This is a genomic window from Ruegeria sp. CF8, assembly GCF_056537285.1.
Genome location: NZ_JBQFRG010000002.1, coordinates 544,540 through 558,261, shown reverse-complemented (window position 1 = coordinate 558,261; position 13,722 = coordinate 544,540). Strand labels below are relative to the sequence as shown.

The following is a 13,722-nucleotide window of genomic DNA, read 5'->3' as shown; positions in this document are numbered from 1 at the left end:
TCGCGGCGAAGGTCGGGAATGCGGGTGTCGCCGCAGCATCTTGATCCGTTCACTCACGGCAGGAACGGGCCAAGTCTTTAGCCCAACCGTTTCTTGAACCTCAGAGTTGCCGCCAACAATCCGAACACCGCAAATCCGATCATCCAGAGGATCCCCCAGCGCAATTCGTAAAGCGAGGCATCTCGTAGGACCACACCGCGGATCATGTCCATAAAGTGCGTCGCAGGTAGAATTTGGGCAATCAACTGGACCGGTTTAGGCATGCCGTCGAAGGGGAACATGAAACCCGACATCAGGATCGACGGCAACAGGACAAAAATGGTCATCTGCATCGATTGAAGCTGGTTCTGGGCGAGGGTCGAGATCACGAGCCCAAGTGACAGGCTGGCAATGATGAACAGCAGTGTTACCACCAGCAAAACGCCCAGCCCGCCATTGATCGGGACATCGAACAAGACGTGCCCAAGGCCAAGGATGATTGCGACCTGTATCAAGCCCAGAAAAATGTAGGGGATGATTTTGCCTATCATCAACTCGATCGACCGGATTGGCGTGTTGATAAGCATCTCCATATTGCCCCGCTCGCGCTCGCGGACAATGGCGGCCGAGGTGAACAGGATCATCGTCATAGTCAGTATGACTCCGACAAGGCCCGGCACGATATTCACCGCCGATCGCTGTTCAGGGTTGAAGTAGAGCGTGACTTCAAACGTGGGCACTTGCCGGTTTGGAGGCTGTTTCAGCAATTCGGTCAAGGGCATCGCTCGCAGAGATTTGATTGCGCTGGCGACCATCGTGTCTGAACCATCGACGATCCAATGGGCAACAGGCCGGCTGCTGGTCTGATCCGTCGCGTTGGGCAGACTCAGCCCTACGGACGGACTGCGGGCAAGGCGTTGGCTGACGTCCTGAGGTATGATCAACGCGGCACGCACACGGGATTCGGTGATCGCGCGTTCCGCTTCCTGAGGGGTAGTCAGCTCTTCGGTGATGGTAACAACCTGCGTGGCCTGAACGATCTGCGCCAGCGTACGCGACAGCTCGGTTCTGGACAGATCCACCAGTGCCACGGGCACATGGCGCAGATTGGTGTTGATCGCGTAGCCGAACAGCAGCAGCTGGATCAGCGGGATCATAATGACCATGGCGAAAGTCATCCGGTCCCGCCGCAGTTGCAACAGCTCCTTCTTAAGCACAGCGACGATGCGGCGCGCAGAGATCACGGTTCCTGCCCCCGTGTTGCACTGACGAAGACGTCTTCCAAATTTGGACGTTGCGGCATCAGCGACAGGTCTGGAAAAGCATCAAGCCGCTTTCGCAGCATTTCCACAGGCTGAGGTTCGGACTTGTCGACAAGCACCCGCAACCGCGAACCCACTTGTGCTGTCGAAAGCACCTTGGGCTTGCCGTCCAATGCGTGTTTGACCTTTCGCAGGTCGGGACCTTCAACTTCGACAACATCGGCCTGCAAATCATCCATCAACTGACGCGGAGATCCGTCTGCCTTTTTGACCCCATGCTGTAGGATTGCCAGCCGGTGACAACGCTCTGCCTCGTCCATGAAATGGGTGGATACAATCATGGTCGCGCCCTGATCGACCAGATCAAACAATTGCTCCCAGAAGGTGCGGCGGGTTTCGGGGTCAACGGCCGAGGTCGGTTCGTCCAGAAACAGCAGTTTCGGTCGGTGCATGACAGTTGCCGCAAGCGCCAGCTTTTGTCGTTGTCCGCCGCTCATGCTGCCACTGAGCTGGTGAACGTTCGTCGTCAGGTCGTAGGTCTGCAGCAACTCGTCGATCCGGCCTGCGGCCGATTTCGCTGGAATGCCATAGATTTCCGCCGCGAACCGGAGATTTTCCAACACTGTCAGGTCGCGGTAATACGAGAAGATTTGAGTCATATACCCGATTTCGTTCTTGAGCGGCTCTGCCGCTTCGGGCATCGACTGACCCAATACCGAGATCGCCCCACTGCTGGGGGTTAGCAAGCCGGTCAGCATCCGCATGGTCGTGGTCTTGCCGCAGCCATTTGGTCCGAGAAACCCGTAAATCTGGCCCGTTCTGATCTCAAGATCCAGATTGTTGACTGCGGTGTTTTCCCCAAACCGACGGGTCAGACCCTGCGTTGAGACGACAACATCGTTCATGGCATGGGAACCTGCACTGGCACACCGGCGGGAAGGTCCGGTGTCGCAGTGGGCAGGTCAATCTCGGCCAAATAGACAAGCCGGGTTCGATCATCCTGGTTCAATCCGTAATAGGGCGTGAAAGACGCGTCGTCGCTGATCCAACGGATCACGCCGTCCAATGGATCGGCCAGCCCGTCAACGCGCACTTCCAGCGTATCGCCGGGTTTCAGATTGACGCGATGCGGCTCGGGAACGTAGACGCGCGCATAAGGGGTTTGGCCCGTGACCATCACGGCCACCGGGCTACCGGATGTTACGCGTTCACCCAAATTCCACGGCAGGGAATCCAGCACGCCGTCTCGGGTGGCCGTAACAGTCAAGTCTTCTAAAACGGTTTGTTCAGCGGCAACCAGCGCCTCGGCGGCCCGTACATTGGCTTCGGCAACCGCCAGGTCTTCGGGTCTGGTGCCGTTCTGCAGCTCTTTCAAAGACTCCTGAGCGCTAGCCAGTTCAGCCCGTGCAGAATCGCGCAAGGCCAGATCATTTGCCACTTGCGCTTCAGTCACTACCGAGTTCTCGACCAGTTTGACGTTTCGGTCATAGATTGCCTCGGCATCGGCAAGGCGGGCAACAGCGCCCGCAACCTTGGCCTTAGCTATGGCAATTTCCTCCTCTCGCGGCCCCACTTGCAGTTTTAGAAGCGTGGCCTGCGCCTTTTCCAGTTCAGCCTGCGCCAGTGCCAGCTTTGCCTTTTGCAATGTGGGATCAAGCTGAACCAGCGTATCGCCCGCTTTGACCACGGCGCCTTCGGCGACTGGTAAATCCACAACGATTTCGTTGGCTGTCGCAGTCAGGGCGACCCGGTCGCGCGCCAATACGCCCAAAGCCACGCTGGTATCAGACCCAGAGCACCGGTCCAGAATTGCCGGCAGTACAGCCGCCAGTATCAAGGGTATGGGGATCGTCATATTAAGCAAGGTGTCCCTCCGGTGATTGGCTTCTGAACGTGTTGGACAACAGTCAAAGCATACAATCAGGAAATCTGATTTTTGTATACGGTTCACCCGCTACGCACGGCAGGGCGGGTTCATGCGGGCGGCCGCGCCAACCACTCCTCCAGCTTTTCTCCGATCAGATGGGGGTTGTCTTCTTGCAGGAAATGAATGCCTTTTCCGATATCCACCGCTTCGAGATTCTGGATGGTCTGACGGCACCAGGCAACCTCTTTTGGCCCGATAGTACCCCCGGGTGTAGCGTAGAACATCAGCATTGGTATCTCGGTTTCCCCCAGCCAGCGGCTATAGGCAGAGACAATGTCGTGCACATCTGTGGGCGCACCGTCGATCGGTATTTCACAAGGCCAAACCCGTACCGGTTTGCGGCTGCGCGCGGTTGCGAATGGCGCGCGATAATGCTCCATCTCCTGGGGTTTCAGATCCCGCACAACAGCACTCGGCAGGATTTTCTCGACGAACATGTTCAGCCCCGAGATCATCACCCATCCCAAACCGGGTGTTCGCATCATGCGAAAGCCTGCGCGGAAATCTGGCGGAAACCCGGCCCAGTTCATAGGGCGGACCACGGCTTCCATAAAAGCGATGCCACTTATGTTCTCAGGATGCCGGTGCGCGTAATGGAACCCCAATGCCGAGCCCCAGTCATGGATGACTAGCGTCACGTCTTTCAGCCCCAGCGCCTTGATGAATCCGTCTACGTAAGGAACGTGGTCGACAAAGCGGTAGGCAATATCAGGCTTTCCCGATTTTCCCATACCGATCAGATCCATCGCAATGGCGCGGCCCTGCCGGGCTGCATAGGGGATGATATTGCGCCACAGATAGGACGAGGTCGGATTGCCGTGCAGAAAAAGAACCGGCGCGCCTTCGCCTTCGTCAACATAGTGGATGCGCTGCCCGTTCACCTCGACATATTTCGAGTCAAACGGGAAATCGGGTGAAATTTCCTGATCGGTATTCATTGAGCGGTCCTTTCTTTAGTGCTGGTTTCTTGGATCAAACCCAGCGCCGTATCATACCACGCTGGTCTGGACGCCCAGCCGACAATCGCTGTAACGGGGCACGATGGCGGGCGGGACAAGCTACCGGCGGGAACAACCAGGAACTTGCCGTTTTGCGTCTCAAAGGGCAGCGTCGTACCGCAGGCACGGCAAAACACCCGGCGAACTTGGGAATTGGGCACATCAAAGGATGTCAACATGTCCTTGCCTTGCAGCCATTCGATCTGGTCGGGTGTAGTGAAGGCATTTGCAACATGGGCCGACCCCGAGGCTTTTTGGCAGAAGCTGCAAAAGCACAGTTTGAAAGCGGCCATGTTGTCCTGAACCCGATAGCGAACAGCGCCGCAGATGCATTGACCGTCAATGTCAACTGGCTGGTCCATAGGAACGCTCACATCAGCCGCGATGGGCAAAGTACGCACGGACCGAGGCGGTAAAGGTCAGGCCCATGCAGATGATCGCAATGATAAAGCCGATGACCGCTGTCGCTGGGACCGAGACCAGAAAATCAACACCGATTGCTGCGCGGATGCCGATCATGCTGCGCTGCAAGATAGAAGCGACGATACAAGCAAAAGTCACCATGTACCCCAGCATCGTATAAAGCATCAGGTTGGCTGCTTGCGGGCCGACCAACTCTCCGACCTGCAGCCCGTAGAACTTGAAGGCCGCGAAGAAGCCTAAGGCCAGCAGGATTTTCAGTGCGTTCAGAATGAAGATCACGCGCAGAGTGACAGGTTTTGATGCACCGGGTGTCGGGTTGATGGCTGTCATGTCAGGTCTCCGTTTCGTTTGGGTTCACGCAGCATTTGTCGCCGCGCCACAGGAATGCTATCCACGTGGATAGGAATCGATTACTATCCACGTGGATAGAAAAAGCAAGGAGAAATCTGTGGCGCGAAAACGCAAGACGGACCACGACAGTGCGGTGGCAGGTGCCCTCGACCTGTTTTGGCGTCGGGGATACCACGGTGCGAGCACCCGGGAACTGGAGCAGGAAACAGGGCTGACGCGGTTCACGCTGCAGACCACTTATGGTGGTAAAGAAAAGTTTTTCTTAAAGACTTTGGATACTTACCTAGACAACGCCGAGACCCGGCACTTTCCTGACCCAGACACCTATTCGCTGGATGATCTGGCGAATTGGATCAAAGGCATAGCTTCAGATGAACGGATGCCTAAGATCGAAGACGCGGGCTGCCTCGCTTTCAACTCGATCAGTTCTTTTGACCGCTCAGACCCTGAGGTGAACGCCAGAATCGAAAGGTACCTAACCACTTTGGAAGAGCGGTTTGTGGCAATCCTAAACCGCGCCAAGTCGCAGGACGCAGTGCGCGCCGACGTTGATCCAGTAAGTGGTGCAAAGCTGCTGATCGGACTTTTGCTGGGGCTTCATACGATCATGAAAGCCCGGACATCGGACCAGTTTCCACAGAGCTACGCCGAAGCGGCGGTTGAGTTGATTGAAGGATGGAAAAATCGGTAGGAGATGAAATATGCAGGTGTGACGGGCTGCTTCAGGCTAACTCCGATCGACCAATGGCCAAACGAACGTGAGAATCTTTGCGTAACAGTCGGCTTCGTTCGATTTATTCGTCTATAAACGCGGATTGCCACTGCGATATTTCCGTCGCAGCTCCACCGGCGGCTATGGGCCGTTTCAAATTAAGAGGATCGGCGCGGAGGGCCGGTCTTTCGCCGTGGGTCAGGACTTTGAGATTATGCACGGAGCGTTCTATCGGATCGACGACCGGTGATCTGATCGCGCAACGGGCTTCACCATAGCTCTGAGTGGCGCTAGTCTCCGGCCCTAGCAACCTTAAAAGGAGCCGCCCCATGTCCCTCTTCTCAAAACTCTTCGGCAGCGGCAAAAAGTCTGAGCCGGAGCCGGTTGCGTACAAAGGGTTTGAGATTTTCCCCGACTTAATGGCAGAGGGTGGCAAGTACCGCTTGTTGGCCCGTATCGAAAAAACCGTCGACGGAGATCGCAAGACACATACGGTGATCCGGGCAGATGTCTTTGAAAGCCGAGATCAAGCCGTAAGCTTCAGCATCGCCAAGGCGAAGCAGGTGATTGACGAGCAGGGCGAAAGCCTCTTTGGCTCCGGAAATTGGTAAGTTGATGCCTGCTTCGTAATCGGCGGAAGCCATGTGTGACTTCTTGCGCGCCACCCGTGAGCAGCCCGATCTGACTGGTCCTAATTGACGGTTAGTGCGTGTTTGGCCTCAGCCCCATCGAGAAGATGGTTCGTCCAAATGGAGATTAGTTTAATGCAAATTGAAGCTCGTTCCCGGCGGCACTCATTCAGAGTGCCGCCAAGAGTTTTCAGTACGCCACAGATGGCAACCAGGTTGCGATCTGCGGGAACAGGATCACCAGCGCCAGCCCCGTCAGCTGAAGCAGGATAAAGGGAACAACGCCCTTATAGATATCCTGCAAGCGGATTTCTGGCGGACAAACGCCTTTGAGGTAGAACAGGGAAAAGCCAACCGGCGGGGACAGGAAGCTGGTTTGCAGCGTCACCGCAACAAGGATCACAAACCAGATGAGCTCGGGGTTGTCCAGGCCATAGCCGGGCACTGTCATCTGCATCGCGACTATGATTGGCGCAACCAAAGGCAGAATGATCAGCGTGATCTCGATCCAGTCCAGAACAAAGCCCAGCAGGAACACGATCAGCAGGATGAACAGGATGGTACCCATCTCGCTCAGGCCCATGCCCTGAATTGTTTTGGTAATAAGCTCATCTCCGCCCAGTTCGCGCAGGACAAACGCAAAGCAGGTTGCGCCCAGGAAGATCGCGAAAATATAGGCGGTGGTTTTGAACGTATTCCGTGTCACTTCGAACAGGTTCCGCCAGTTCAGCTTGCCATAGGCGAGCGCCATCAGAGTGGCCCCGGCAGCTCCAACACCCGACGCTTCGGTCGGCGTGGCGATGCCCGCGAAGATCGAGCCCAGCACAGCGAAGATTAGCGCAACAGGCGGCAGGACAGCTTTGAACACATCCCAGATTGCAGCCCAATCCACCCTTTTGGCGTCGTCGGGTAGCGGCGCGACCTCTCGGTTCAGAGTCGCGATGATCACGATGTAGAGGATGTAGAGACCGCCGATGATCAAGCCGGGGAACAGAGCGGCCATGAACAGGTCTCCAACCGACAAGGCCATCTGATCAGCCATGATCACCAGCATGATCGACGGCGGGATCAGAATACCCAAGGTGCCAGAGGAGGCAATAACCCCCGCAGCCAGTGTCTTGGAATAGTTCTGCTTCATCATCGCCGGCATTGACAGTAGACCCAGCAGAACCACGGACGCACCCACGATACCAGTCGAGGCGGCCAGGATGATCCCGATCGCCGTCACGGTGATCGCGAGACCGCCGCGCATAGTGCCGAACAGGCGCTGCATTGAGGTCATCAGGCGCTGGGCCACACCGGATTCGTCCAGCATCAGTCCCATGAAGATGAACATCGGCAGGGCCACCAGGACCGCGTTCGACATGGTCGCGTAGACCCGGTTCACCACTGCGCCCAGCGTCAGATAGTCGAGCCCGGTGAAGGTGGACTCCATGCCTGTCCAAAGCAGCATGTCGTTGTCGCCCATATAGGCCACGCCCGTGAAAAGAACGCCGACACCCGCCAGAACCCAGGCCACGGGATAGCCAGAGAACAGCAGCGCGACGAAGGTCATGAACATAATGATGACCAGCGTGTCTTCGGGCGTTTCAACAAGCTGGATCAATCCGACCGTGACGGTTAAGAAGATCGCCCACATCAAGAAAAGCTTGATCAAGCCGGAACTCGACGCGCGCTCATCCGCGTGCGTCAGCAGCATATATCCGTCGTGGATAAGCCGGGCGATGGCAGCCGTTGCCACGAGAACAAAGCTAATGGCGATTACTGATTTCAATGCCCAACGCGCAGGCAGGCCAGTCGGGCTATCCGATCGTTCGTTCACGCGGAAACTGTCATGGAAGTAGTCATACCCCTGATCGATCATCAGCCAGCAAAACGGCAATAGCAGGATCAAGATGCCTGACATCTCGACCACGCGTTTCGCACGGGGCGAGAATCCAAGACGCAGGATGTCAACTCGCACATGCGCGTCATGCGTCAGTGCATAAGACATGCCGATCATGGTTGTCAGCGCGTAGAGATGCCACTGCAACTCGTCGAGTTTCGGGAAATTCCAGTCCAGCGCATAGCGCATACTGACCTGGGCTACGATGGCGACAACCAGCGCGACACTGGCCCACATCACGACATGGCCGACACCGGACACCGCATCATCCAGCCAGGCCGAGGCTTTGGGTTGTCGACGGTCATCGCCTTCGACCTCGTCCCAATGCGGGTCGACATGCTTGTTCAGCTTGGTTTCAAAACTTTCGCTCATCATTGTGTTTCCCCTGATCCGGGGCCCCTCCCTGTGGGGCGATTGAAGGGTCCAGCGCGACGGCCCTGGACCCCACGCTTGGCTTTACTTACGCGGCAGGAATGCGTGCGATTTCCAGAGTGCGTAGCCTTCGCTGAACTCGTTCAGGTTCGAATAGACCTTATTGAAGAACGCATCATTGGCGGCCTCTTCAGCAGCGACCTCCTCCCAAGTGGTGTGGAACACGTCGAGCATTTCGGGCGTCCAATCGACGATGGTCACGCCATTTTCCTCGACGTTGCGCTGCATGGCGGCAAACTGGATCGCTTCACCTTCGGCAAAGCTCTCGGTCATTTGCGCACGGCAGGTCAGTTCGATCTGCGCCTGCAATTGCGGGTTCAGCTCGTTCCACTCGTCCTTGTTGATCAGCAACTCGAAGATGGTGGCCTGCTGGTGCCAGCCGGGGAAATAGTTATATTTCACCAGCTTGTCGAAGCCCAAACGCTGGTCGATGGCAGGCATCGAGAACTCGGTCGCGTCGATCGCGCCTTTTTCCAGAGCGGGAAAGATCTCACCACCCGGCAGCAGCGAAGTGGCGACACCCAGCTTTTGCATCACCTTCCCGCCAAGGCCGAAGAAGCGCATTTTCAGACCGTCGAGTTGTTCGACCGAGGTAATCTCTTCGGCAAACCAGCCCGATGTTTCGGGTGCGATGATCGTGCAGGGGAAGACTTTGACGTTGTAGCCGGCCTGATCATACATCTCCTGATACAGTTCCAGCCCGTCGCCATAGTACATCCACGCCATGTATTCACCCGCTTCGGGGCCAAACGGTACCGCCGAGAACAGCGGCGCAGCGGGGATCTTGCCCGCCCAATACCCGGCGGTGGCGAAGCCCGAATTGATCTTGCCGGACGACACCGCATCGAGGATTTCGAAGGCGGGTACCAGCTTGCCGGGTTCATAGACCTTCATTTTGATCGAGCCGCCCGAGATCGCGTCCAGATCTTCGGACACGCGCACGATAGGTGTGCCTAAGCCCGGCAGTTCGGTTGAAAATGCCACCGGTGTTTTCAACAGGATCTTGTCTGCGGCCATGGCAGGTGCCGCGGCCAACGCCACTGCGGCTGTTAGGGTTGCAAGGGTTTTCATGTCTGTTTCCTCCTCTGGGACATGGGATTTAGCTGCCGGTTTTCGCGATCACCGGCGGCGGGGTGTCCGGCAGTCTGAAGCCGGTTTCATTTCTGGGGGTCGGATCGGTCAGTGCGCGGGGTTTTGGCCCGCCCGTGGCCCAATCCAGCATCTCAACCGTGTGGACGATGGGAATGCCGGTGGCCGAGCCGATCTGCATCATGCAGCCGATGTTTCCGGCCACGATGACCTCGGGGTTCTTCGCCTCAAGTGTCTGGACTTTACGCGCCTTCAACTCGGCTGAGATTTCGGGCTGCATCAGGTTGTACGTGCCCGCAGAGCCGCAACACAAATGGCTGTCGCGAGGTTCAGACACCTCAAATCCTGCCGCTTTGAGCAGTGTTTTGGGCGTGGTCTTGATTTGCTGGCCGTGCTGTAAAGAACAGGCCGCGTGATATGTGACGCGCAGGGGGTCCGCCTTGTTGGGCTCTTTCAACTCAAGGTCATCCATCACTTCAGAGATGTCCTTGGCGATGGCCGCCACGCGCGTGGCGTCATGCTCTAGATCAGTGCCTGCGAACATGTGGCCGTAATCTTTTACGGTGGTGCCACAGCCGCTGGTGTTGATGACGATGGCATCCAGCCCGCCCGCATCCATCTCGGCCGCCCAGGCACGTATGTTCTTGGCAGCCGTCGCGTGGCTTTCCTTCGACTTCCCCATATGGTGGGTCAGCGCCCCGCAGCAGCCTGCGCCTTCGGCGATGACCACTTCACAGCCGTGTCGCGTCAGCAGCCGGATGGTGGCGTCGTTGATATCGGTATTCAGAGCCTTCTGCGCACAACCTGTCATAAGCGCCACCCGCTTTCGGCGCGGACCGCCCGCAGCGAAAGTCTGTGGATCGTCGTTGCGACTGACCGGAGGGATGACCTTCGGGGCCATTTCCAGCATCGCGCGCAGACGGGCATCGGGCACCCACTTGCGAAACGGATAGGCAATCTTGGCTCCCAGCAGCGCCAGACGAAACCGCATCGGATAAGGCAGGATGCGGGCCAGTATCCAGCGCAGTACACGGTCGTCCCAACTGCGCTTGTAGTTTTGTTCGATGTAGGCGCGCGCGTGATCGACCAGGTGCATATAGTGCACGCCCGAAGGGCAAGTGGTCATGCAAGCCAGACAGGATAGGCAGCGGTCGATATGCGTGACGGTTTTCTCATCCGGTACGCGCTCGTTTTCCAGCATATCCTTGATCATGTAGATGCGGCCTCGTGGGCTGTCGAGCTCGTCCCCCAGCACCTGGAAGGTCGGGCACGTCGCCGTGCAAAACCCGCAATGCACGCAAGAGCGCAAGATCTCGTTCGCCCGATTGGTGCCGGGATCGGTGAGTTGGTCTGGTGTGAAATTCGTTTGCATCTGATCCTCCCGTTCAGGCAGCCATCAGGCCGGGGTTCAGCAACTCGTCTGGATCGAACTGGCGGCGCAGGCGATCCGAGAGCTGTCGCAACCGAGGATGCTGAGGTTGAAAGACCGGCACCGCCCGGCGCAGATCAGCGCTGCCGCGAACAAGCGTGGCATGGCCGTCATGGATCAAATTGCGGATTGTCTCGGCCTGTTTCGGGGCGTCAGACGGGATCGCCAGCCAAACCACCGCACCGCCCTGATCCATCATCGCCCGTGCGTCCAGCTCGTAGCGCGCAGCGGTGATCACCTGCGGCGCGTCCGTGGGTTTGAGGGACAGTTTCCAGACCATTTCCTGCGTGCCGGAAAAGGCATGAACATCACGGAGTCCGGTCCAGATTGTATCGTGCACCTCGCCTTCCAATACCGAGCCTCCGCTCAGCAAAGCCTTCAGTTTCGACAAGCGGTAATCGACCTGGGTCGACAGCCCCTCAACCCGCAGCATCGCGGTGCCGTTCTGCCACGCGGCGCCGGAAACTTCGAACGGTGTGGTGACAGCGCGGCAGAACAGACGCACCGCTTCGGCCTCTGTCACATCGGTAAATTGCAGCGTCGCGGCCTGTTCTGGGCGCGGCAATACTTTCAGAGCAACTTCGGTGAGAATGCCCAACGTTCCATAGGCTCCACAGGCGAGCTTTGTCAGATCCAGCCCGGTGACGTTTTTCATCACCCGACCCCCATTGGCGATCACGCGCCCCTGCCCATCGACAAAGCGCACGCCCAGAAGATAGTCACGGCACGCGCCACTCAGAAACCTGCGCGGGCCCGAGATATTGCAGGCCACGACACCACCGATTGTCGGCTCTCCGACTGTGCCCAGCAGCGGACGGTGGTCCATCGGTTCAAAAGCCAGCATCTGACCTTCGGAGACCAATGCAGCTTCAATCTCTTGCAGAGGGGTTCCAGCTTTTGCCTCGAGCGTCAGCGAGCCGGGTTCATAGCGGGTGATCCCGGACAGGCCCGAGATATCCAGCGCCTGCGCGACCTTGCCCGGATTGCCGATCTGTCCACGCGTGCCACCTGCGATGATCCGCAGGCGCGCCTTGGCAGCCCGAGCTTCAAGCACAGCTTCTCTGACCGCCGACTCGGTGGTCGGCGTTGCAAAACCGGTCATGGTCTTTCCTCCTCTTGCTCTGGGTCAGAGCGGTTTTCAGCCCATCAGGAGATGCGGTTCCTCCGGTCCGCGCTCAGCTCCAATGGGAATACTTTGGTCGGGTTCAGCAGCCAGTCGGGGTCGAACACATCCTTGACCTGCATCTGCGCCTCAAGGTCGGCCTCGCTGAACTGATAGGTCATCAGATCGCGTTTCTCGATCCCCACGCCATGCTCACCAGTCAGGCAGCCGCCGACATCGACGCAGGTGCGCAGGATGTCGAAGCCAAACGCCTCGGCCTTTTCCAGGTCGCCGGGTATGTTGGCATCGAACAGGATCAGCGGGTGCATATTGCCGTCACCTGCGTGGAACACGTTGGCGACCTCCAGCCCATGCTTCTCGCTCAGTTCGCTGATCCGTTTCAGAGTTTGCGGCAGTGCGGAAACCGGGACGGTGCCGTCCAGACACATGTAATCGTTGATCTGACCCATCGCGCCAAAAGCAGACTTGCGGCCTTTCCAGATCAGGGCGCTTTCCTCGGCACTCTGGCTGGCGCGCAGTTCGACCGGGTTCAGCTTTTCAGCGATGGCGCTGATTTTAGAGAGCTGATCGTCGATCTCGGCTTCCGAGCCTTCAACCTCGACAATCAGCAGAGCCTCACACATCGGGTAACCTGCCTTGGCGAAGTTCTCGACAACGCGGATGCAGGGGCGGTCCATGTATTCGATGGCCACGGGCAGAACGCCCGCCTTGATGATGTTGCCGACGCACTCGCCCGCCGTCTCGGCACTGTCGAAGCCAATCAGGATCGGGCGCGCGCCTTCGGGTTGGGGCAAAATGCGAAGAGTTGCCTCTGTCACGATTCCAAGCTGGCCTTCCGAGCCGCAGATCAGGCCCAGCAGATCCAGACCCGGGGCGTCCAGAGCAGGGCCTCCGATTTCGACAATCTCACCATCGGTCATGACCATGCGTACGCCCAGAAGATTGTTGGTGGTCACACCGTATTTCAGGCAATGTGCACCGCCGGAATTCATCGCGATATTCCCGGCAATGGCGCAGGCCAGCTGAGAGGACGGGTCAGGAGCGTAAAAGAACCCATCATCTTCAACCTGCCCGGTCACGGACAGGTTGGTCACACCAGTCTGAACACGGATGAAGCGATTGTCATAGTCGATTTCCAACACATCCTTCAACCGCGCCGTGCCCAAAATGACGCTGTCCGCTGTGGGCAGTGAGCCTCCGGCCAGTGATGTGCCTGCCCCACGCGGCACGACTGAAACACCAAGATCATGGCAAAGTTTCATCGCGGCGACACATTCTTCGGTCGTCCGAGGCAGCACTACGGCCAAGGGCGGGCAGCGATAGGCGGTGAGCGCATCACACTCATAGGCGCGGGTTTCGTGCTCATCGCTGATCACGCTGTCAGACGGCAGCACCTCGGCCAGCGCTGCCACAATGGCCGCCTTGCGGTCCAGAACCGTTTGATCGGGTGAGGGCATGGCAATGGTGGACATGAGATGCTCCG

13 protein-coding genes are annotated in these 13,722 nt (G+C 57.8%); 2 read left to right on the top strand and 11 right to left on the bottom strand.

From position 1 onward, the window contains the following. Nucleotides 1–77: 77 nt before the first annotated feature. The 6 genes from ACR0EV_RS07100 to ACR0EV_RS07075 all read right to left on the bottom strand — a co-directional run bounded on the left by ACR0EV_RS07100 (nt 78) and on the right by ACR0EV_RS07075 (nt 4,919). Nucleotides 78–1,223, bottom strand: coding sequence for an ABC transporter permease (locus ACR0EV_RS07100; protein ID WP_480799452.1), 1,146 nt, complete (start codon nt 1,221–1,223; stop codon nt 78–80). Further along, a complete protein-coding gene (locus ACR0EV_RS07095; protein WP_480799451.1) occupies nt 1,220–2,146 on the bottom strand; it encodes an ABC transporter ATP-binding protein in 927 nt (308 codons plus the stop codon). Before ACR0EV_RS07095 ends, ACR0EV_RS07100 begins: the two co-directional genes overlap by 4 nt. Next, nucleotides 2,143–3,096: an HlyD family secretion protein gene (locus ACR0EV_RS07090; protein ID WP_480799450.1), complete on the bottom strand. Its 954-nt coding sequence runs from the start codon at nt 3,094–3,096 to the stop codon at nt 2,143–2,145. Before ACR0EV_RS07090 ends, ACR0EV_RS07095 begins: the two co-directional genes overlap by 4 nt. 119 nt (nt 3,097–3,215) lie before the next feature. Continuing rightward, on the bottom strand, nt 3,216–4,106 hold the full coding sequence (locus ACR0EV_RS07085) for a haloalkane dehalogenase (protein WP_480799449.1): 891 nt from the start codon (nt 4,104–4,106) through the stop codon (nt 3,216–3,218). Continuing rightward, complete coding sequence (locus ACR0EV_RS07080) at nt 4,103–4,528, bottom strand: GFA family protein (RefSeq protein WP_480799448.1); 426 nt, start codon at nt 4,526–4,528, stop codon at nt 4,103–4,105. The genes ACR0EV_RS07085 and ACR0EV_RS07080 overlap by 4 nt, the downstream gene beginning before the upstream one ends. Before the next feature lie 13 nt (nt 4,529–4,541). Continuing rightward, entirely contained in the window at nt 4,542–4,919 is a 378-nt protein-coding gene (locus ACR0EV_RS07075) for a hypothetical protein (protein WP_480799447.1), read from the bottom strand. A gap of 118 nt (nt 4,920–5,037) precedes the next feature. On the opposite strand from ACR0EV_RS07075, the gene ACR0EV_RS07070 reads away from it, so the two are divergent. Then, on the top strand, nt 5,038–5,631 hold the full coding sequence (locus ACR0EV_RS07070) for a TetR/AcrR family transcriptional regulator (protein ID WP_480799446.1): 594 nt from the start codon (nt 5,038–5,040) through the stop codon (nt 5,629–5,631). A gap of 350 nt (nt 5,632–5,981) precedes the next feature. Then, entirely contained in the window at nt 5,982–6,263 is a 282-nt protein-coding gene (locus ACR0EV_RS07065; RefSeq protein ID WP_480799445.1) for an HlyU family transcriptional regulator, read from the top strand. Between the two features lie 208 nt (nt 6,264–6,471). Here ACR0EV_RS07065 and ACR0EV_RS07060 read toward each other — a convergent pair whose 3' ends face one another. The 5 genes from ACR0EV_RS07060 to ACR0EV_RS07040 form a co-directional block, all read right to left on the bottom strand. Beyond that, nucleotides 6,472–8,538 carry a TRAP transporter large permease subunit gene (locus ACR0EV_RS07060; RefSeq protein WP_480799444.1) on the bottom strand — a complete coding sequence of 689 codons (2,067 nt, stop codon included), beginning with the start codon at nt 8,536–8,538 and terminating at the stop codon, nt 6,472–6,474. 84 nt (nt 8,539–8,622) lie between these two features. After that, nucleotides 8,623–9,669 carry a TRAP transporter substrate-binding protein gene (locus tag ACR0EV_RS07055; RefSeq protein ID WP_480799443.1) on the bottom strand — a complete coding sequence of 349 codons (1,047 nt, stop codon included), beginning with the start codon at nt 9,667–9,669 and terminating at the stop codon, nt 8,623–8,625. Between the two features lie 28 nt (nt 9,670–9,697). Beyond that, on the bottom strand, nt 9,698–11,059 hold the full coding sequence (glcF, locus tag ACR0EV_RS07050; protein WP_480799442.1) for a glycolate oxidase subunit GlcF: 1,362 nt from the start codon (nt 11,057–11,059) through the stop codon (nt 9,698–9,700). Between the two features lie 13 nt (nt 11,060–11,072). Then, a complete protein-coding gene (gene glcE / locus ACR0EV_RS07045; protein WP_480799441.1) occupies nt 11,073–12,218 on the bottom strand; it encodes a glycolate oxidase subunit GlcE in 1,146 nt (381 codons plus the stop codon). Between the two features lie 44 nt (nt 12,219–12,262). Further along, nucleotides 12,263–13,711, bottom strand: coding sequence for an FAD-linked oxidase C-terminal domain-containing protein (locus tag ACR0EV_RS07040; RefSeq protein ID WP_480799440.1), 1,449 nt, complete (start codon nt 13,709–13,711; stop codon nt 12,263–12,265). Nucleotides 13,712–13,722 lie beyond the last annotated feature (11 nt).

Coding starts and splice junctions, on each gene's coding strand:
- ACR0EV_RS07095 (WP_480799451.1), bottom strand. CDS start 2,146: ATGAACGATGTTGTCGTCTCAACGCAGGGTCTGACCCGTCGGTTTGGG.
- ACR0EV_RS07090 (WP_480799450.1), bottom strand. CDS start 3,096: ATGACGATCCCCATACCCTTGATACTGGCGGCTGTACTGCCGGCAATT.
- ACR0EV_RS07085 (WP_480799449.1), bottom strand. CDS start 4,106: ATGAATACCGATCAGGAAATTTCACCCGATTTCCCGTTTGACTCGAAA.
- ACR0EV_RS07080 (WP_480799448.1), bottom strand. CDS start 4,528: ATGGACCAGCCAGTTGACATTGACGGTCAATGCATCTGCGGCGCTGTT.
- ACR0EV_RS07075 (WP_480799447.1), bottom strand. CDS start 4,919: ATGACAGCCATCAACCCGACACCCGGTGCATCAAAACCTGTCACTCTG.
- ACR0EV_RS07065 (WP_480799445.1), top strand. CDS start 5,982: ATGTCCCTCTTCTCAAAACTCTTCGGCAGCGGCAAAAAGTCTGAGCCG.
- ACR0EV_RS07060 (WP_480799444.1), bottom strand. CDS start 8,538: ATGAGCGAAAGTTTTGAAACCAAGCTGAACAAGCATGTCGACCCGCAT.
- ACR0EV_RS07055 (WP_480799443.1), bottom strand. CDS start 9,669: ATGAAAACCCTTGCAACCCTAACAGCCGCAGTGGCGTTGGCCGCGGCA.
- glcF (WP_480799442.1), bottom strand. CDS start 11,059: ATGCAAACGAATTTCACACCAGACCAACTCACCGATCCCGGCACCAAT.
- glcE (WP_480799441.1), bottom strand. CDS start 12,218: ATGACCGGTTTTGCAACGCCGACCACCGAGTCGGCGGTCAGAGAAGCT.
- ACR0EV_RS07040 (WP_480799440.1), bottom strand. CDS start 13,711: ATGTCCACCATTGCCATGCCCTCACCCGATCAAACGGTTCTGGACCGC.